This is a genomic window from Stenotrophomonas sp. YJH_SMC_40 (assembly GCF_059368615.1).
In genome coordinates this window covers 320,776-338,309 of record NZ_JCAFRX010000004.1, presented here as the reverse complement: position 1 = coordinate 338,309, position 17,534 = coordinate 320,776, and the positions used below count along the sequence as shown (strand labels likewise).

The window sequence follows — 17,534 nt, the reverse complement described above, 5'->3', positions numbered from 1 at the left end:
CCAGCGGTGAACTGAAACGAGAAAGGCCCCGGTGCGATCCGGGGCCTTTTTTGTTGCCGCTTCTGGACCCATGCCGCCCCAGGTCGGCATCTACCGGAGCGACGCATACCCAGTAGTCGCCAACCTTGGTGGGCGCTGTCCGGGCAGCGTCTCAGCGCAACACTGCAATCACCACGCATGCCGCCACAATCGCCAGCGCAGGCCATTGCATCGGCAGGAAGAAGAAGTGATGCGGAGCATGCTGCCCAGGTGCACGCGGCTTTCGATTGAGCACGAAACCCAGCACCGTGTTGATTGCTGAGCCAAGGCCGAACGCCAGCAGGACCTGGCTGAGTGAAGTATTGCCGCGACCCACCGCTGGATCCGGGAACAGGATGAGGATGAGCAGCACGGCAGCGATCGGTGTGAGCAGGGTCAGCAGCCCTGCGCCTCGATAGATGAGCATGTGGTGGCGTCCATGAACGGTGGAGCATTCTGCGACCAAGGAGCGGGAATGCCAATGGATCGTTGGCATGTCGCCTGCCCGGAGACCGGTCGCATACGGCCTGTACTGAAAAGTCCCTTCCATTGCTGCGCCGACAACGAGGCGCTCAAGGCGTCTACCGGTTTCGCATAAGGCCCCCGCTTTGGATTCCTGGGCGCGCAGAAGTGCGGCACGCCAGGATCGTTGCTATCCAGATGCCTCCACGGCAATCGATCCGATGCCGCCCAGGAGACAGTTCATGGAAAGAGCACCACTACGACGCTTCAGCCGCCCCGCCCTTCTGCTTGGCGCGCTCTTCGCGGCCAGCAGCGTCCAGGACGCACATGCGGCAGGCGTCCTCGTCTGCGACAACTGTCGCGATCCACGCGCACTGGCGCTTTACTCGGGCACGGGGCCCACCATCGTCGTCGACTTCCAGCAGCGCCGGCTCCATGGCTTCGATGTGGAATACGATCGCGAGCTACGTCGGTATCGCGCCACCAGGGCGCAGATTCCCGGGCCAATCAACGCATCCTTCAATCGGATCATGGGGATGCTCGACAACAACGTGCCAACCGTACAGTTCGCGCCGCGGCAGTGGGCCGGAAGAGGAGTCCAGTACGAGGTTCATCCTGATGACCCGCAATACGCCAACGGCATAGGCTTCCCGGAAGAGCACAAGAACCTCAACGCCTACGATGTCGTGCAGATGGCAACCGAGCGATTCAGGCTGGAGAGCGCCATGGGCAAGGCATTCACAGGCGCCACGACATCGTCGAGGGCCTGGAACAGCATGGCGACATTCCTGTCCTCGATCGGCCTGAGCTTCGTCAGCAAGGCCCTCGGAATCGACGGTGCAATCTACAGGATCACCTGGCGCGATGGCTCGAAGACCACGCTGGCCATCGTCTCTTCGTCAGTGGACACCGCCAGATACGTGCAAGGCCAGAGCAAGGACGCCAATGGCAACATGATTCCCGACGGCGCGGCAACCAGCCCCGGCCTGGCCCAACACTTCGCCGGCACCTACAACTTCAACAGCCGGGACGATCTGGATCGATGGATCGACTCCGGTCGCCTCTATGGGGTGAACATGTTCCCCGGTGCTCCACCTGAGTCGCTGCAGATCGTCTGTGAATGGAACGGAACGGATATCGTTTGCCGATTGCCACGTTGATCGCACAAAGGAAACGGGGCGGCAATCGCCGCCCCGTCGCGTCCATCAGCGCAACCCGGTCTCGTTGCGCGCGATCACCAGGCGCTGGATCTCCGAGGTGCCCTCGTAGATCTCGGTGATCTTGGCATCACGGAAGTAACGCTCCAGCGGCATCTCCTTCGAGTACCCCATGCCGCCGTGGATCTGCACCGCCTGGTGGGTGATCCACATCGCTGCTTCCGAAGCGGTCAGTTTGGCCACCGCTGCTTCGGTGCTGAAACGCTTGCCCTGGCCCTTCACCCACGCGGCACGCAGGGTCAGCAGCAGCGCTGCGTCCAGCTTGCACTTCATGTCGGCGATCTTGGCCTGGGTCATCTGGAAGGTGCCGATGGCCGCGCCGAACGCCTTGCGCTCCTTCACGTATTCCAGGGTCGCCTCATAGGCGGCTCGGGCGATGCCGATGGCCTGCGAGGCGATGCCGATGCGGCCAGCATCGAGCACGCTCATGGCGATCTTGAAGCCCTCGCCTTCCTGGCCCAGCACATCTTCGGCCTGCGCCACGTAATCGTTGAACTCGATCTCGCAGGTGGCCGAAGCGCGGATGCCCAGCTTCGGCTCGGTCTTGCCGCGACCGAAGCCCGCCTTGTCGGTATCGATGAGGAAGGCGGTGATGCCGCGCGCGCCCTTGTCCGGCTCGCTCATCGCGAACAGCACGATGTACCTGGCCACCGGGCCGGAGGTGATCCAGCTCTTCTTGCCGTTGATGACGAAGGTGCCGTCGGCCTGCTTCACCGCGCGGCAGCGCATGGCGGTGGCATCGGAGCCGGACTGCGGCTCGGTCAGCGCGAACGCGCCGATGGCCTCGCCCTCGGCGATGGCACGCACGTAGGTCTGCTTCTGCTGCTCGGTACCGTGGGTGAGGATGCCGTTGCAGAACAGCGAGTTGTTGACCGACATGATGGTCGAATGGGCTGCGTCGGCGGCGGCGACCTCCACCATCGCCAGCACGTACGCAACCGGGTCCATGCCCGCGCCACCGTATTCGGTCGGCACTTCGATGCCCATCAGGCCGTTCTCGCCCAGCAGGCGGATGTTGTCGAGCGGGAACTCGCCGGTACGGTCATGGTGCTCCGCGCTCGGGGCGATCTTCTCCTGCGCGATGCGCCGCGCAACGTCCTGCAGCATCAACTGCTCTTCGGTAAAGCTGAAATCCACAACACCCTCCCGGGTACATGAAGTTATGGGCTACATACGGCGCGCCCAGGTGTCCCGATTGTACCGGGGCCCGGCTGTTTCCGTACGCTGGCGACTTGACCGCGACGGGCCCTTTCAGCGAATATATCTCTATATCGCGATAGGTAGATATTTATGGATCTTGAAGACTGGTCGACCCGCCTGAAGGTGTTCGCCGATGCGACCCGCGTGCGCCTGCTGGCGCTGCTGGAGCAGGAGGAACTGACCGTGGCCGAACTGTCGGCGATCACCCGGCTGGCACAGCCACGCGTGTCCACCCACCTGGCGCGCCTGAAGGAAGCCGGCCTGGTCCGCGACCGCCGTGCGGGCGTATCGGCCTATTACCGCTTCGACGAGGCCCAGCTGGACCCGGCGCAGCGTGCATTGTGGCATGCCTTGAGCAACGGAAGCGATGATCCGCTGCTGCGCCAGGACGCTGAACGCGTCGCTGCCGTGCTGGCCCACCGCGCCTCCGACCAGAACTGGGCCGACAGCGTGGCCGGCGACATGGAACGCCACTACTCCCCGGGGCGCACCTGGGAAGCCCTCGCCCGCACCGCGCTGCCGCTGCTGGAGACCGGCGACGTGCTGGACATCGCCTCTGGTGACGGCGTGCTGGCCGAACTGGTGGCCCCGCATGCCAAGCGCTACATCTGCATCGACACCAGCGCGCGCGTGGTCGCCGCCGCCAGCGAGCGCCTGCGCCGTCTGCCCAACGTGGAAGTGCGCGAGGGCGACATGCATGCGCTGCCCTTCAAGGACAACAGTTTCGATCTGGTAGTGCTGATGCACGCGCTGACCTACGCCAGCAAGCCGGCGCAGGCGGTGACCGAAGGCGCGCGCGTGCTGCGCCCGGGCGGGCGCCTGCTGCTGTGCAGCCTGGCCCGCCACGAACACAAGGCCGCGGTGGAGGCCTACGGCCACGTCAACCTCGGCTTCAGCGACAAGGAGCTGCGCAGGTTCGTCGACAAGGCCGGCCTGCAGGTATCCAGCCTGGAGACGGTCACCCGCGAGAAGCGTCCGCCGCACTTCGAAGTGATTTCGCTGATCGCCCACAAACCCTGAGCCCGAGAACGCCATGCCTGCCCTGCCCTGGTTGCATCCTGAGCGTGCCAACGCCCTGCTCGACGCCCTGCGCGAGCGGATCCTGATCATCGACGGTGCGATGGGCACGATGATCCAGCGCCACGGACTGCAGGAAGACGATTACCGTGGCGAACGCTTCGCCGGCGGTTACGATCACAGCCATGGCCCCGGCTGCGACCACGGCACGCCGGAAGGCCATGACCTGAAGGGCAACAACGATCTGCTGCTGCTGACCCGGCCGCAGATCGTCGCAGACATTCACACCGCCTACCTGGAAGCGGGCGCGGACCTGGTCGAGACCAACACCTTCAACGCCACTTCGGTCAGCCAGGCCGACTACCACCTCGAACACCTGGTGTACGAGTTGAACAAGGCCGGCGCTGCGGTCGCGCGCACCTGTTGTGACGCCGTGGCCGCAACCACCCCGGGGAAGCCGCGCTTCGTGATCGGGGTGATCGGCCCGACCAGCCGCACCGCCTCGATCAGCCCGGACGTGAACGATCCGGGCTTCCGCAACACCAGCTTCGACGAACTGCGCGACACCTACCGCGAAGCCATCGAGGGCCTGATCGACGGCGGCGCCGACACCATCATGGTCGAGACCATCTTCGACACGCTCAACGCCAAGGCCGCGCTGTATGCGCTGGAGGAAGCGTTCGATGCGCGCGGCGCGCGGTTGCCGGTGATGATCTCCGGCACCATCACCGACGCTTCCGGTCGCACCCTGTCCGGGCAGACTGCGGAAGCCTTCCATGCCTCGCTGGCGCATGCTCGGCCGCTGTCGATCGGGCTGAACTGCGCGCTGGGCGCCGATGCGATGCGACCGCACGTGGAAACCCTTGCGCAGGTCGCCGACTGCTACGTCAGCGCACACCCCAATGCCGGTCTGCCCAATGCCTTCGGCGAGTACGACGAGACGCCGGAGGACATGGCCAGCACCCTGCGAGGCTTCGCCGAAGATGGCCTGCTGAACCTGGTCGGCGGCTGCTGCGGCTCCACGCCCGACCATATCCGCGCCATTGCCGCGGCTGTGGCCGGGCTGCCGCCGCGCGCACTGCCCGGCACCCGGGAGCAGGCCGCATGAATGTCGCCGCCACCGTTCCGCACTTCCCGCCCTATTGCTGCTGAGCCGACGCCTGCCATGACGCCTGTCCGCCCTACCCGCCTGTCCGGCCTGGAACCCCTGGTCATCACCCCGGACCTGCTGTTCGTCAACGTCGGCGAACGCACCAACGTGACCGGCAGCGCGCAGTTCCGCAAGCTGATCAAGGAAGGCCGCTACGAAGAAGCCGTGGACGTGGCCCGCCAGCAGGTGGCGAGCGGCGCGCAGATCCTCGACGTCAACATGGACGAGGGCCTGATCGATTCGGAAGCGGCGATGACCCGCTACCTCAACCTGATCATGTCCGAGCCGGACATCGCCCGCATCCCGGTGATGGTCGACTCCTCCAAGTGGAGCGTGATCGAGGCCGGCCTGAAGTGCCTGCAGGGCAAGAGCGTGGTCAACTCGATCTCGCTGAAGGAAGGCGAGGCGCTTTTCCGCGAACACGCGCGCAAGGTCCTGCGCTATGGCGCCGCCGCGGTGGTCATGGCCTTCGATGAAAGCGGGCAGGCCGATACGTGTGCGCGCAAGGTCGAGATCTGTACCCGCGCCTACCGCATCCTGGTCGACGAGATCGGCTTCCCGCCGCAGGACATCATCTTCGACCCGAACATCTTCGCCGTCGCCACCGGCATCGAAGAACATGACAACTATGCGGTGGACTTCATCGAAGCCACCCGCATCATCAAGCAGACGCTGCCGCACTGCCACGTCTCCGGTGGTGTCTCCAACGTCTCGTTCTCGTTCCGCGGCAACGAAACGGTGCGCCAGGCCATCCATTCGGTGTTCCTGTACCACGCCATCGCCGCCGGCATGGACATGGGTATCGTCAATGCCGGTGCCATGCCGATCTACGATGAGCTGGAGCCGGAGCTGCGTGAGCGCGTGGAGGATGTGATCCTCAACCGCCGCAGCGATGCCACCGAACGCCTGCTGGAGATCGCCGAGCGCTACAAGGGCAGGAAGGGCGCGGCGAAGACCGAAGACCTGGCATGGCGCGACAAGCCGGTGGCGCAGCGCCTGGCGCATGCGCTGGTACACGGCCTGGATGCCTTCGTGGAAGAAGACACCGAACTGGCTCGACAGGCCTCCAGCCGCCCGCTGGACGTGATCGAAGGCCCGCTGATGGACGGCATGAACATCGTCGGTGACCTGTTCGGCGCAGGCAAGATGTTCCTGCCGCAGGTGGTGAAATCCGCGCGTGTGATGAAGAAGGCCGTGGCCTACCTGCTGCCGTACATCGAGGCGGAGAAGGCGCGCAGCGGCGACACTGCCAAGAGCAACGGCAAGATCATCATGGCCACGGTGAAGGGCGATGTGCATGACATCGGCAAGAACATCGTCGGCGTGGTCCTGGCCTGCAACAACTTCGAGGTGGTCGACCTTGGCGTGATGGTGCCGGCGCAGAAGATCCTCGATGCCGCGCGCGAGCACAACGCCGACCTGATCGGCCTGTCCGGTCTGATCACTCCCTCGCTGGAGGAGATGAGCCACGTCGCCCGCGAGATGGAGCGCCAGGGTTTCAATCTGCCGCTGCTGATCGGCGGCGCCACCACCTCGCGCGCGCACACCGCGTTGAAGATCGACCCGCACTACAAAGCGCCTACGGTGTGGGTGAAGGACGCCTCGCGCGCGGTCGGCGTGGCCCAGTCGCTGATCTCGCGCGACCTGCGCGAAGCCTTCGTTGCCGCCAACGAGGCCGACTATGCCGAGATCCGGGCACGGCACCGCAATCGTGGCGATGCCAAGCGCCTGGTGTCGCTGGAACATGCACGCGGGCAGAAGTTCCAGGGCGACTGGGGGAACTACACGCCGCCCGCACCGAAGCAGCCGGGCCTGCACGTCTTCGATGACTATCCGCTGGCCGAGCTGGTCGAGTACATCGACTGGACGCCGTTCTTCCAGGCCTGGGAGCTTGCCGGCAAGTTCCCGGCAATCCTCACCGACGAGATCGTCGGCAGCCAGGCCAGCGAGCTGTACCGCGATGCCCGCGCGATGCTCGACCGCATCGTCGGCGAGAAGTGGCTGACCGCCAAGGCCGTGTTCGGCCTGTGGCCGGCCAACAGCGTCGGCGACGACGTGCGCGTGCAGCACCCACAGGGCGAGACCACCCTGCACTTCCTGCGCCAGCAGGTGGACAAGCCGGCCGAGCGCCCGGATTTCTGCCTGGCCGACTTCATCGCGCCGGCCGACAGCGGCAGGCAGGACTGGATCGGCGCGTTCGCGGTCACCGCCGGTATCGGCATCGATGCCCACGTGGCGCGCTTCGAAGCCGAGCATGACGACTACAACGCGATCCTGCTGAAGGCCCTGGCCGACCGCTTCGCCGAAGCCCTGGCCGAGCGCCTGCATCAGCGTGTACGCACGGAATTCTGGGGTTATGACCAGGCCGAGACGCTGGACAACGACGCCCTGATCGATGAGCAGTACCGTGGCATCCGCCCCGCTCCCGGCTATCCGGCGTGCCCCGAGCACAGCGAGAAGCGGCGCCTGTTCGATCTGCTGCGGGCCGAGGCCAACGCCGGCATGGAACTGACCGAGAGCTTTGCGATGCTTCCGACCGCCGCGGTATCGGGCTACTACTTCAGCCATCCGCAAAGCCAGTACTTCGTGGTCGGGCGCCTCAGCCGCGAGCAGGTCACCGACTACGCCCGGCGCAAGGGCGTGGAGCGCGCCCAGGCCGAGCGCTGGCTGGCCTCCAACCTCGACTACGATCCCGAATGACACAGAATGGGGACGGAGGGGATCAAGTCGCTTGTGGCACAAATGACTTGATCCCCTCCGTCCCTTTTTTGCTTCATCATGCCGCGATGAATGTTCCTGCTGCCCGCCTCTCCAGCTTCTATCTCTTCTACTACGCGGCACTCGGTGCGTTCACTCCGTACTGGAGCCTGTTTTTGACCGCGCGCGGCATGAGCGTGACCGCCATCAGCGTGATGATGGGGCTGTGGTATGCCACACGCGTGGTTGCACCCAGCGCCTGGACCTCGCTGGCAGCCACCTCACCGCGGCCGATCCGACTGTTGCGCATCGGCTGCGTACTGACCCTGATCAGCTTCGCCGCATTCCTGCTGCCTCTGCCGCAGCCATGGATGTATCCGGCGATGATCGTGTTCTGCTTCTTCTACAACGCGGTGATGCCGCAGTTCGAGTCGATCACCCTCACCCATCTCGGCAGCGACAGCCATCGCTACGGCCTGATCCGGGTCTGGGGTTCGCTTGGCTTCATCGCCATCGTCACCCTGTTCGGCTGGCTGATCGAAGGTGACGGCACCGCCGGCCGCGCCGGGCTGCTGCCCTGGATGATGCTGCCGCTGTTCGTCCTGCTGGTCGCCTCGGCCTTCAGCAACCACTACGCACGCGACATCGGCAGGACCGGCGGCGATGCCAGCGGCTTCTGGCAGATCGTGCGCCGCCCGCCGGTGCTGGCGTTCTTCCTGGCCGCTTTCATGGAGCAGCTCTCGTTCGGCCCGTACTACACCTTCTTCTCGGTCTACATGGACCACCACGGCTATCGCACATCCACGCTCGGCCTGCTCTGGACCATCGGCGTGGTGTTCGAAGTGGGCGTGTTCTTCACCATCGGCCGCTTCTTCCGCCGCTATGACGCCAGCTGGATGCTGCTGATCGCGCTGGTCAGTTCCTGCCTGCGCTGGGCCGTGACCGCACTGTTCCCGGAAAACCTGCCGGTGATGCTGCTGGCGCAGACCGCGCACGCGCTGGGCTTTGCCGCGTTCTTCGCCGCGGCGATGCAGATGCTGGCGATCTACTTCCCCGGACGCCTCAATGGCCATGGCCAGGGCCTGCTGTACGGTTTCTCGTCCGGTGTCGGCGGCGTGCTGGGCGCGCTCATCGCCGGCCAACTGTGGAAGATCGACGAGGGACGCACGGCCTTCCTCGCCGGTAGCGGATTCGCTCTGGTCGGCGCACTGCTGTGCTTCTTCGCGCTGAGCCTGCCGTTGATCCGTGCACGCCACAGCACTGCGCGCGTCCCGTAACGAAAACGCCGGGCAATGCCCGGCGTTTTCATCGTGCAGCAGGTGCAGTTACCAGACCAGGTCGTCCGGTACCTGGTACTGCGGGTCCGCGTAGGGATCTTCCTCGGCCGGCGCGTTCGGGTCGACCTTCAGTGCCACCGATGCGGCAAACACCGCTTCGGACTGTGCCAGCACTTCGGCGGTCACCAGCAGGTAACGGCCATTGAGCTGGACCACGCCCAGCTCACCGGCATTGAGCGCGGTCAGCTGTTCGGCGGTCACGTAGATGCGCTTGATCTTGCCGCCATACGGGAAGTGGCGAGCGATATCAGCCGCCTCGGAGTTCAGGCCCTTGTCCTTCAGCAGTTCTTCCAGCTTGGCCTTCGCCTCGCGGCGCACGCGTGCTTCTTCCTGCTTCAGGCGCTCGGTCTCGATGCGCTCTTCCTTCTCACGCTGCGCACGGATGGCATAGGCCTTGGCCAGATCCATCTCTTCGGCGCTGCGCGGCTTGCGCGGGCCCTGCTGGCCCGGGCCACGCGACTGGCCGGGCCTGCCCGGGCCACCGTGGCCATGCCCGCGACGCTCACCGGGCTTGTGCTCGCCCTTGCCAGCGCCCTGCGGCTTTCCATTGCCGTTGCCACCCTTGCCCTGCGGGCGGCCATCACGGCGGGGGCCATCATTCTTGCGCTCGGGCTTGGGCGCAGGCTTGAAGCCCAGGCCCAGCAGCTGGTCGCGGAGGGTATCGCTCATAGGATTCGGATCAGTAGTGCGGCGGCGGCGGTTCGCTCGCCGGATCGGAAGAATTCAATGCGTTGCGGACCTTGCCCAGGTCTTCCAGCAGCACGCGCAGCACATCGGCGTTGCGCATGCCCTGCATGCGGGCATCGGCCAGCGCATCGCTCAGTTCGGCCAGCGCCTGCTCCTGGAAGGACACGCGCATCTCCAGCTCGACCAGGCGCGCTTCCAGCGCCTGCTCGCGTTCGGTTGGCAGCAGGTCAGACATGCAGCGAGCGCCCCCGGCCGATGCCGTAATACGCCAGGCCCGCCGCTTCGACATCCGCCGGCTCGTACAGGTTGCGCCCGTCGAACACCACCGCGTCCTTCAGCTGCTCGCGCAGCTTCTGGAAATCGGGGCTGCGGAACTGCTTCCACTCGGTCACCACGACCAGTGCATCCGCGCCCTGCAGCGCCTCGTCGGCATTGCTGCAGAACACCAGGTCATCGCGTTCGCCGAAGATGCGCTGGGATTCGTGCATCGCTTCCGGATCGTAGGCACGCACCGTTGCACCACCTTCCCACAGCTGCGCCAGCAGTCGGCGGCTGGAGGCTTCGCGCATGTCATCGGTGTTCGGCTTGAAGGCCAGGCCCCACACGGCAAAGGTCTTGCCACGCACGCCCTCATCCTCGCCCTTGTCGTAATGACGCTGGATCAGCGCGAACAGATGTCCCTTCTGCGCATCGTTGACCGCTTCGACGGCGTTCAGCAGCTTCGGCTCCAGGCCAGCCTGCTGCGCAGTGCGGGCCAGTGCCTGCACATCCTTGGGGAAACACGAGCCGCCATAACCGGCGCCCGGGTAGATGAAGTGCCAGCCGATGCGCGGATCCGAGCCGATGCCCTGGCGGACCTGTTCCACATCGGCGCCGACACGCTCGGCGATGTTGGCGATTTCGTTCATGAACGAAATCTTGGTCGCCAGCATCGCGTTGGCGGCGTACTTGGTCAGCTCGGCCGAGCGCACGTCCATTTCCACCACGCGGTCGTGGTTGCGGTTGAACGGCGCGTACAGGCGCCGCATCACCGCCACCGATTCGGCGCTGGTCGCACCGATGATGATGCGGTCCGGGCGCATGCAGTCGGCAACGGCATCGCCTTCCTTCAGGAATTCCGGATTGGACACCACGTCGAAGGCGATGTCGGCCCCCCGTGCGGCGAGCTCGGCGGCGATGGCCGCGCGCACCTTGTCGGCGGTGCCCACCGGCACCGTCGACTTGTTGACCACCACGGTCGGCACGCTCATGTGCTGGCCGATGGTGCGGGCCACGGCCAGCACGTACTGCAGATCAGCGCTGCCATCCTCGTCCGGCGGCGTGCCGACGGCGATGAACACGACCTGGCCGTGGCCGATCGCGGCTGCGGCATCGGTGGTGAACGTCAGCCGCGACGCGGCGTGGTTGGCCTTCACCATCGGTTCCAGGCCCGGCTCATAGATCGGGATGATGCCCTGGTTGAGGCCGTCGACCTTGGCCTGGTCGATATCGACGCAGACCACCTGGTGGCCGACATCGGCCAGGCAGGTACCGGTCACCAGCCCTACATAACCGGTACCGAAAATCGCAACGCGCATGTCCGTGCTGGCTCCGTGGTCGCTTACGGCAGGACGCCCAGCAGCTCGACGTCGAACGTCAGAGTCGCGTTCGGGCCGATCGGGCCACCCGGGGTGCCGTTCTCACCGTAGGCGAGCTCGCCCGGGATCCAGAAGCGGTACTTCGAACCGACCGGCATCAGCGCGACGCCTTCGGTCCAGCCCTTGATCACCTGGTCCAGGCCGAACTCGGCCGGCTGGCGACCATAGGAGCTGTCGAACACGGTGCCGTTGAGCAGCTTGCCTTCGTAGTTCACGCGCACCTTGCTGCTCGGCAGCGGACGCTCGCCGCTGCCCGGGCGGATGACCTGGTACTGCAGGCCCGACGGGGTGGTCACCACGCCCGGCTGGGTCTTGTTCTTGGCCAGGAACGCGTTGCCTTCCTCGCGGTTGGTCTGCGCGGCGGCGGCGGCCTTGGCCTGCATTTCGGCCTGCTTGCTGCCCATGAACGCCTGGATGGTGGCGGTCGCGTCAGCTTCCGTCATCTTCGGCTGACCCTTGCTCAGGCCAGTGCTGATCGCGTCAAACAGCGAGGCGACGTCGATGTCGTCCTTCAGCTGTGCCAGCGACGGACCGACCGAGTAGGAACCGATCATCTGCGACACCTTGACGCGGTCGACCTTCGGCGGCTGCGAACCCGGCGCCATGCCCGGCACCTGCTGCCCGCTGCGGGCCATCACGACCTGGCGCAGTGCGGCATCGGTGGCCTTGGCCTGTTCCTGGGTGATCTGCGGCTGCAGGCCTTCGAACGAACGTTCCACGGCGGTGCGCAGCGCGGCCACATCGATCTCATCGGCGATCGGGGTGAACGACTTGGCGACGTCCAGGCCGATGGCGTAGCCCAGCTTCTGCTTGGGGGAATTCAAGGTTGCGGTCTCCTTGGCGGCTGCGGGGGCAGCCGGTTGTTGCGACAGAGCGACACCCGAAGTGCCCATCGCCAGAATCAGAACCGACGCCGCGGCGCCGCGCATTCCCATCTTCATTCGCTGCATTCCTGGAAGTGTCTGGGCGCCGACGTCGGCGCGAAAAGAAGCATTGTCGCACGCATGCCGTCGATGTCGAGGCATCCGTGCCGCATATCAATGCGTGGCGGCTGCCGCCAGCGCCTTGTCGATGGCGGCGGTCAGCTGCGGATCGTCCGGCGTCACCTTGCTGGCGAACTGGGCGATGACCTTGCCATCGCGGCCCACCAGGTACTTGTGGAAGTTCCAGCCCGGCGCCACGCCGGTGGCCGCGGTCAGCCGCTGGTACAGCGGCGTGGCCTCTGCGCCGACGACGTGCACCTTCTCGAACATCGGGAACTTGACGCCGTAGGTGAGCGTGCAGAAATCCTGGATCTGCTTCTCGTCACCCGGCTCCTGGCCCTTGAAATCGTTGGACGGGAAACCGAGCACGGCGAAGCCACGGCCGGCATAGCGCTTCTGCAGCGCCTCCAGGCCTTCGTACTGAGGGGTATAGCCGCACTTGCTTGCGGTATTGACCACCAGCAGCACCTGCCCGTGGTAGCGCTGCTGCAGGTTGACCTGCTGCTTGCTGGCCAGCGGGCGGTAGTCGAGGTCGAGAAGATCGGCCGCCAGCACGCGGGTGGAACCGGCCAGGCCGGCTACCAGCAGGGTCAGCAGGGACAGGCCGCGCAGGCGGCGCGGCATAACGGTCGGCAAGGGCATCGAGAGCAGTCCGCGGTGGCCATTCACAGGGCCGGCCGGTAGCGGCCGGAGTCGGCCGAACTATAGCACCGGGCCCCGTTCCCCCTTGTTGCAAGGGGCGCCTGTGGCTTTGCGCGGCGTGGCGCTTTCCTGCACGACCCGCCAGCAACGGCGCAGTAATGACATAGCATGGACAACACTGAATGGAAGGCGGGCCTGGGTCGGCCCTCGCCAGAACCTGATTTCCCTTCCGAATCAATCGGATAAACGGATATTTCAGCAATTTGACCACCCCTGCCATCAGTTGGGGACGGCAAGGGGTTGCACGTAGGCGTGCCGGTGTTATAGTTGCATACAACACCAGTCACCTGAGACAGGGGGAAGCCATGAACGCCCGGATCCGTCGCAACCTCACCGCACCCGCGGCCGCTGCTGTTTCGACCCTGATCGTGCTGGCCTGGCTGGCCACGCCCACCGCCCCCGCCTCGCCCGACAGTGCGCAGGATGCAATCGCTACACCGGCCGGGAACGCCGATTCCTCCCCCCCTCCCCCGCGTCGGCTGCACAGCTCCCTGTCCATGCCGTATTTCTCGTTCGCCCAGCCGCTGACCCCACGGAGCTGAATATGAGCGACATCCAGTGGAGCGACGGCGCTCCCATCTACCGTCAGTTGAAGGAGCGCGTGATCGCCATGATGCTCGACGGAATCCTCAAGCCGGGCGATGCCCTGCCTTCGGTGCGCCAGGTGGCCGCCGATTACCAACTGAACCCCATCACCGTTTCGCGCGCTTACCAGGAACTGGCCGACGAAGGCCTGGTCGAAAAGCGCCGCGGGCTGGGCATGTTCATGACCGAGCAGGCCGCCACGCAGCTGCGCAGCAGCGAGCGCGAGCGCTTCCTCAATGAAGAATGGCCGGCCGTGCTGGAGCGCATCCAGCGCCTGGGCCTGAGCCTCGACGAATTGCTGCCCCAGGGGAAAGTCTGATGAATAGCACCGCAAGCGAACCGGTCATCACCGCCCGCGGCCTGCGCAAGGCCTACAAGTCCACCGTTGCCCTCGACAGTGCCAGCTTCAGCATTCCGAGCGGGCGCATCGTCGGCCTGATCGGTCCCAATGGCGCCGGCAAGACCACCGCGCTGAAGGCCATTCTTGGCCTCACCTCGGTGGAAGGTGAGTTGAGCGTGCTCGGGCGCGACCCGCGGCTGCACCGCGACGAACTGATGAACGACATCTGCTTCATCGCCGACGTCGCCGTGCTGCCGCGCTGGCTGAAGGTGCGCGAAGCCATCGATTTCGTCGCCGGCGTGCATCCGCGCTTCGACCGCGCCCGCTGCGAGCGCTTCCTGGCCAACACCAAGCTGCAGCCGAAGCAGCGCGTGCGCGAGCTGTCCAAGGGCATGATCGTGCAGCTGCACCTGGCGCTGGTGATGGCCATCGATGCCCGCATCCTGGTACTGGACGAGCCCACCCTGGGCCTGGACATCCTGTACCGCAAAGAGTTCTACCAGCGCCTGCTGGAAGACTACTTCGACGAGCAGAAAACCATCATCGTCACCACCCACCAGGTGGAAGAGATCGAGCACATCCTCAGCGACGTCATGTTCATCCGTGATGGCCGAATCGTGCTCGATGCGGAAATGGACGAGGTCGGCCAGCGTTACACGGAACTGCTGGTCAACGCCGACCAGCTGGAGACCGCGCGCGCCCTGAAGCCGATCGACGAACGCAGCCTGGCGTTCGGCAAGACCGTGATGCTGTTCGACGGCGTACCGCGCGCCCAGCTTTCCACCCTTGGCGAGACCCGCAGCCCGGGCCTGGCCGACCTGTTCGTCGCCGTCATGAAGGGGACCTACGCATGAATGCCGTCAACCATCCCGTCAGCCCCCTCGGCACGCTGCGCTGGCTGCTCAAGCGCGAGTACTGGGAAAACCGCGGCGGTTTCCTGTATGCCCCGCTGATCGCCGGCCTGATCTCGCTGGTGATGAGCACCGTCGGCATCGCCTTCGGCCTGTTCGCGCTGAACCGCGCGGCGCGCAACGGTGCGCTGCATGTCGATGGCGAGAGCGTGAACGTCAATGGCCTGGACCTGGCGCTGCTCACCCGCAACATCGACGGCAAGGACCTTGCCGACCTCGGTAACGGCCTTGACCTGACCCTGGTGCTCAGCTCGGCATGGCCGTTCCTGGTGCTGGCCTTCGTGGTGTTCTTCTATTGCCTCGGCGCCCTGTACGACGACCGCCGCGACCGCAGCATCCTGTTCTGGAAGTCGTTGCCGCTGTCGGATACCCAGACCGTGCTGTCCAAGGTCATCAGCGCACTGATCGTGGCACCGCTGATCGCGGTGATTGCCGGCATCATCACCATGTTCGGCTTCATGCTGATCATCAGCATCGTCGCGCTGATGCACGGTGGCAGCCCGATGGCGCTGATCTGGGGGCCCGCCAGCCCGTTGACCCTGGCCGCTGGTCACCTGAGCTGGATTCCGGTCTACGCGCTTTGGGCCCTGCCCACTGCAGGGTGGCTGCTGCTGTGCTCGGCCTGGGCCAAGAGCAAGCCGTTCCTGTGGGCGGTGATGCTGCCACTGTTTGCCGGCGTCATCGTCAGCACCACCAAGATCATGCCGCTGTTCGGCCTGACCACCGGCTGGTTCTGGCAGAACATCGTCGGCCGCCTGCTGCTGGGCGGCGTGCCCGGCATGGACCTGCTGTACCGCCTCGGCGCAGGTGAAGGTTCGCGCCGCGACCTGGATTCGGTGGTCAGCCTGATGTCCCCCGCCTCGCAGCTGAAGTCGCTGGCGATGCCGGAGCTGTGGATCGGTGCGGCCGTCGGGGCACTGTTCATCTTCCTCGCCATCCGCCTGCGCAAGCGCGCCGGCGAGATCTGATTCCATCCACCCGGAGGCACCACCCATGCGTTCTCTGCTCGCCTGTTCTGCGTTGTTGCTGTTGCCGTTGTCGGCGCTGGCCGCCGATGCTCCGAACTGCAAGTTCACTGCCGCCCGCGCACTGAAGCTGGACGTGGCCGGTGCCAGGACGGTGGTGTTCGAGGTCAACCAGCATGACCTGAAGGTGGTCGCCAGCGCTGGCGGCGGCCAGCTGGACGGCCGCGCCTGCGCGTCCAGCCAGGAATGGCTGGACCAGCTGGTACTGGACCAGCGCAAGGTGGGCGACAAGCTGGTGGTGAGCCTGCGCCGCGACGGCCGCCAAAGCGGCATCAGCCTGGGCAACAGCTACGCCTGGCTGGATATCCGTGGCAGCGTGCCGGACAACCTGCCGCTGCAGTTCAAGGTCGGCTCGGGTGACGCCAGCGTGGAGAACGCACAGTCGCTCAGCGTGGACGTCGGCTCCGGTGACGCGGTGGCCCGCGGTACCCGTGGCAGCATCCACGCTGCAGTGGGTTCCGGCGACCTCAACATCGATGGCGGCAGTTCGCTGAATCTGCTGTCGCTGGGTTCGGGCGACGTCAATGCCCGCAACATCGGCGGCGATGCCATCACCGGCACTGTCGGTTCGGGTGACCTGAAGATCACCGATGTGCGTGGCAACGCACGCCTGGATACGGTCGGCTCCGGCGACATCGAGTTCAAGCGCGTGCAGGGCAGCGTCGAAGTCGGCGTGGTCGGCTCCGGTGGCATCGATCTGGCCGATATCGGCGGCAACGTGCATGTGCGCAGCCACGGCTCGGGCGACATCCAGGTGGACGGCGTACGCGGCAGCCTGACCGTCGATCACAGCGGCAGCGGCGATATCGAACACCGCAACGTCAGCGGCCGGGTCACCCTGCCGCGCAGCAAGTAATCCTCTTCCACACACGTCCAGGGGAACATCATGAACCTGTTGCGCCTGCTGCCCGCCACCCTGCTGTGCCTGCCGCTGATCGCCTGTGGTGGCACGTCCTCCGCCCCCGACAAGAGCGTCGGCAAGAGCGTCGCCGAAGCCACCAGCGGCGTCGGCCAGACCGTCAAGGAAGCCATGGACGATGCCCGCAAGGACATCGCCCAGGGCAACATCAAGATCTCGGCCGACAAGCAGCCGCGTGCGGAGATCACGCCGGATGGCCGCCTGCTGATCGCCGGCAAGGAGGTCGCCGCCAACGACGTCCAGCGCCGCCACCTGCAGGAGTACCGCGGTCACGTGGTCGCCGTTGCGATGGCGGGCATGGATGTCGGGCTGGCCGGCGCCAAGCTCGGCGCCAACGCCGCCGGTGAAGCGCTGAAGGGCATCTTCAGCGGCGACAGCGAAGGGGTGGAGAAGCGCATCAACGCCGAAGCCGCCAAGATCGAGGCCCAGGCCAAGCGCATCTGCGATCGCCTGCCGGCGATGCTGGCCAGCCAGCAGGCACTGGCGCGCGAGCTGCCGGCGTTCAAGCCCTACGCGACGATGGACCAGAGCGACGTGGACGACTGCGGCAAGGACAACTCGGTCACGTTCTCCAACTGAGACAAATCGACGCACCCGACCGGCTGCAGCCTTCCGTTGCCGGTCGGGCACTGTCGGCGGGCTTACAA

Annotated in this window: 18 protein-coding genes; 11 read left to right on the top strand and 7 right to left on the bottom strand. The window is 65.7% G+C overall.

Going from position 1 to position 17,534, the window contains the following annotated elements:
• Positions 1 to 151: 151 nt before the first annotated feature.
• The gene (locus AC5P6X_RS09925) at positions 152 to 514 is read right to left on the bottom strand and encodes a hypothetical protein (protein WP_224119239.1); all 363 of its coding nucleotides are present in this window, start codon (positions 512 to 514) and stop codon (positions 152 to 154) included.
• 208 nt (positions 515 to 722) lie between these two features.
• Between AC5P6X_RS09925 and AC5P6X_RS09920 the strand changes: the two genes are divergently transcribed.
• Positions 723 to 1,640, top strand: a complete 918-nt coding sequence (locus tag AC5P6X_RS09920) for a hypothetical protein (protein ID WP_322534414.1) — start codon at positions 723 to 725, stop codon at positions 1,638 to 1,640.
• A gap of 45 nt (positions 1,641 to 1,685) precedes the next feature.
• Here the strand turns inward: AC5P6X_RS09920 and AC5P6X_RS09915 are convergent, their stop codons facing one another.
• Complete coding sequence (locus AC5P6X_RS09915) at positions 1,686 to 2,834, bottom strand: acyl-CoA dehydrogenase family protein (RefSeq protein ID WP_005410250.1); 1,149 nt, start codon at positions 2,832 to 2,834, stop codon at positions 1,686 to 1,688.
• 153 nt (positions 2,835 to 2,987) lie between these two features.
• Here AC5P6X_RS09915 and AC5P6X_RS09910 point away from each other — a divergent pair, with 153 nt between their 5' ends.
• The 4 genes from AC5P6X_RS09910 to AC5P6X_RS09895 all read left to right on the top strand — a co-directional run bounded on the left by AC5P6X_RS09910 (position 2,988) and on the right by AC5P6X_RS09895 (position 9,038).
• On the top strand, positions 2,988 to 3,917 hold the full coding sequence (locus AC5P6X_RS09910) for an ArsR/SmtB family transcription factor (RefSeq protein WP_005410251.1): 930 nt from the start codon (positions 2,988 to 2,990) through the stop codon (positions 3,915 to 3,917).
• 13 nt (positions 3,918 to 3,930) lie between these two features.
• Positions 3,931 to 5,022 (top strand): homocysteine S-methyltransferase family protein, encoded by a 1,092-nt coding sequence (locus AC5P6X_RS09905; RefSeq protein WP_111108339.1) that lies wholly within the window; start codon positions 3,931 to 3,933, stop codon positions 5,020 to 5,022.
• Positions 5,023 to 5,079: 57 nt separating this feature from the next.
• A complete protein-coding gene (gene metH / locus AC5P6X_RS09900) occupies positions 5,080 to 7,764 on the top strand; it encodes a methionine synthase (RefSeq protein WP_329756825.1) in 2,685 nt (894 codons plus the stop codon).
• Positions 7,765 to 7,850: 86 nt separating this feature from the next.
• Complete coding sequence (locus AC5P6X_RS09895; protein WP_108270226.1) at positions 7,851 to 9,038, top strand: MFS transporter; 1,188 nt, start codon at positions 7,851 to 7,853, stop codon at positions 9,036 to 9,038.
• A gap of 48 nt (positions 9,039 to 9,086) precedes the next feature.
• Here the strand turns inward: AC5P6X_RS09895 and AC5P6X_RS09890 are convergent, their stop codons facing one another.
• The 5 genes from AC5P6X_RS09890 to AC5P6X_RS09870 form a co-directional block, all read right to left on the bottom strand.
• Positions 9,087 to 9,767, bottom strand: a complete 681-nt coding sequence (locus tag AC5P6X_RS09890) for a DUF2058 domain-containing protein (protein ID WP_108270227.1) — start codon at positions 9,765 to 9,767, stop codon at positions 9,087 to 9,089.
• A 10-nt stretch (positions 9,768 to 9,777) separates the two neighbouring features.
• Positions 9,778 to 10,020, bottom strand: a complete 243-nt coding sequence (locus AC5P6X_RS09885) for a SlyX family protein (RefSeq protein WP_005410256.1) — start codon at positions 10,018 to 10,020, stop codon at positions 9,778 to 9,780.
• The gene (locus AC5P6X_RS09880; protein WP_049464354.1) at positions 10,013 to 11,362 is read right to left on the bottom strand and encodes a UDP-glucose dehydrogenase family protein; all 1,350 of its coding nucleotides are present in this window, start codon (positions 11,360 to 11,362) and stop codon (positions 10,013 to 10,015) included. Before AC5P6X_RS09880 ends, AC5P6X_RS09885 begins: the two co-directional genes overlap by 8 nt.
• Positions 11,363 to 11,385: 23 nt before the next feature.
• On the bottom strand, positions 11,386 to 12,363 hold the full coding sequence (locus AC5P6X_RS09875) for an FKBP-type peptidyl-prolyl cis-trans isomerase (RefSeq protein ID WP_032962085.1): 978 nt from the start codon (positions 12,361 to 12,363) through the stop codon (positions 11,386 to 11,388).
• A 96-nt stretch (positions 12,364 to 12,459) separates the two neighbouring features.
• A complete protein-coding gene (locus tag AC5P6X_RS09870; protein ID WP_108270228.1) occupies positions 12,460 to 13,047 on the bottom strand; it encodes a glutathione peroxidase in 588 nt (195 codons plus the stop codon).
• Between the two features lie 365 nt (positions 13,048 to 13,412).
• Here AC5P6X_RS09870 and AC5P6X_RS09865 point away from each other — a divergent pair, with 365 nt between their 5' ends.
• The 6 genes from AC5P6X_RS09865 to AC5P6X_RS09840 are packed head-to-tail and all read left to right on the top strand — an operon-like array spanning position 13,413 to position 17,466.
• Positions 13,413 to 13,649, top strand: a complete 237-nt coding sequence (locus AC5P6X_RS09865) for a hypothetical protein (RefSeq protein WP_005410260.1) — start codon at positions 13,413 to 13,415, stop codon at positions 13,647 to 13,649.
• 2 nt (positions 13,650 to 13,651) lie between these two features.
• A complete protein-coding gene (locus tag AC5P6X_RS09860; RefSeq protein ID WP_005410261.1) occupies positions 13,652 to 14,011 on the top strand; it encodes a GntR family transcriptional regulator in 360 nt (119 codons plus the stop codon).
• Positions 14,011 to 14,886, top strand: coding sequence for an ABC transporter ATP-binding protein (locus AC5P6X_RS09855; RefSeq protein WP_005410262.1), 876 nt, complete (start codon positions 14,011 to 14,013; stop codon positions 14,884 to 14,886). The genes AC5P6X_RS09860 and AC5P6X_RS09855 overlap by 1 nt, the downstream gene beginning before the upstream one ends.
• Positions 14,883 to 15,911: an ABC-2 transporter permease gene (locus AC5P6X_RS09850; RefSeq protein ID WP_049459368.1), complete on the top strand. Its 1,029-nt coding sequence runs from the start codon at positions 14,883 to 14,885 to the stop codon at positions 15,909 to 15,911. Before AC5P6X_RS09855 ends, AC5P6X_RS09850 begins: the two co-directional genes overlap by 4 nt.
• Positions 15,912 to 15,936: 25 nt before the next feature.
• Positions 15,937 to 16,824, top strand: a complete 888-nt coding sequence (locus AC5P6X_RS09845) for a GIN domain-containing protein (RefSeq protein WP_088436560.1) — start codon at positions 15,937 to 15,939, stop codon at positions 16,822 to 16,824.
• Between the two features lie 30 nt (positions 16,825 to 16,854).
• Positions 16,855 to 17,466, top strand: coding sequence for a YggN family protein (locus tag AC5P6X_RS09840; RefSeq protein WP_005413931.1), 612 nt, complete (start codon positions 16,855 to 16,857; stop codon positions 17,464 to 17,466).
• The last annotated feature ends 68 nt before the right edge of the window (positions 17,467 to 17,534 follow it).

Coding starts and splice junctions, on each gene's coding strand:
- AC5P6X_RS09910 (WP_005410251.1), top strand. CDS start 2,988: ATGGATCTTGAAGACTGGTCGACCCGCCTGAAGGTGTTCGCCGATGCG.
- AC5P6X_RS09865 (WP_005410260.1), top strand. CDS start 13,413: ATGAACGCCCGGATCCGTCGCAACCTCACCGCACCCGCGGCCGCTGCT.
- AC5P6X_RS09840 (WP_005413931.1), top strand. CDS start 16,855: ATGAACCTGTTGCGCCTGCTGCCCGCCACCCTGCTGTGCCTGCCGCTG.
- metH (WP_329756825.1), top strand. CDS start 5,080: ATGACGCCTGTCCGCCCTACCCGCCTGTCCGGCCTGGAACCCCTGGTC.
- AC5P6X_RS09850 (WP_049459368.1), top strand. CDS start 14,883: ATGAATGCCGTCAACCATCCCGTCAGCCCCCTCGGCACGCTGCGCTGG.
- AC5P6X_RS09925 (WP_224119239.1), bottom strand. CDS start 514: ATGCCAACGATCCATTGGCATTCCCGCTCCTTGGTCGCAGAATGCTCC.
- AC5P6X_RS09845 (WP_088436560.1), top strand. CDS start 15,937: ATGCGTTCTCTGCTCGCCTGTTCTGCGTTGTTGCTGTTGCCGTTGTCG.
- AC5P6X_RS09855 (WP_005410262.1), top strand. CDS start 14,011: ATGAATAGCACCGCAAGCGAACCGGTCATCACCGCCCGCGGCCTGCGC.
- AC5P6X_RS09880 (WP_049464354.1), bottom strand. CDS start 11,362: ATGCGCGTTGCGATTTTCGGTACCGGTTATGTAGGGCTGGTGACCGGT.
- AC5P6X_RS09920 (WP_322534414.1), top strand. CDS start 723: ATGGAAAGAGCACCACTACGACGCTTCAGCCGCCCCGCCCTTCTGCTT.
- AC5P6X_RS09905 (WP_111108339.1), top strand. CDS start 3,931: ATGCCTGCCCTGCCCTGGTTGCATCCTGAGCGTGCCAACGCCCTGCTC.
- AC5P6X_RS09860 (WP_005410261.1), top strand. CDS start 13,652: ATGAGCGACATCCAGTGGAGCGACGGCGCTCCCATCTACCGTCAGTTG.
- AC5P6X_RS09875 (WP_032962085.1), bottom strand. CDS start 12,363: ATGAAGATGGGAATGCGCGGCGCCGCGGCGTCGGTTCTGATTCTGGCG.
- AC5P6X_RS09870 (WP_108270228.1), bottom strand. CDS start 13,047: ATGCCCTTGCCGACCGTTATGCCGCGCCGCCTGCGCGGCCTGTCCCTG.
- AC5P6X_RS09890 (WP_108270227.1), bottom strand. CDS start 9,767: ATGAGCGATACCCTCCGCGACCAGCTGCTGGGCCTGGGCTTCAAGCCT.
- AC5P6X_RS09895 (WP_108270226.1), top strand. CDS start 7,851: ATGAATGTTCCTGCTGCCCGCCTCTCCAGCTTCTATCTCTTCTACTAC.
- AC5P6X_RS09885 (WP_005410256.1), bottom strand. CDS start 10,020: ATGTCTGACCTGCTGCCAACCGAACGCGAGCAGGCGCTGGAAGCGCGC.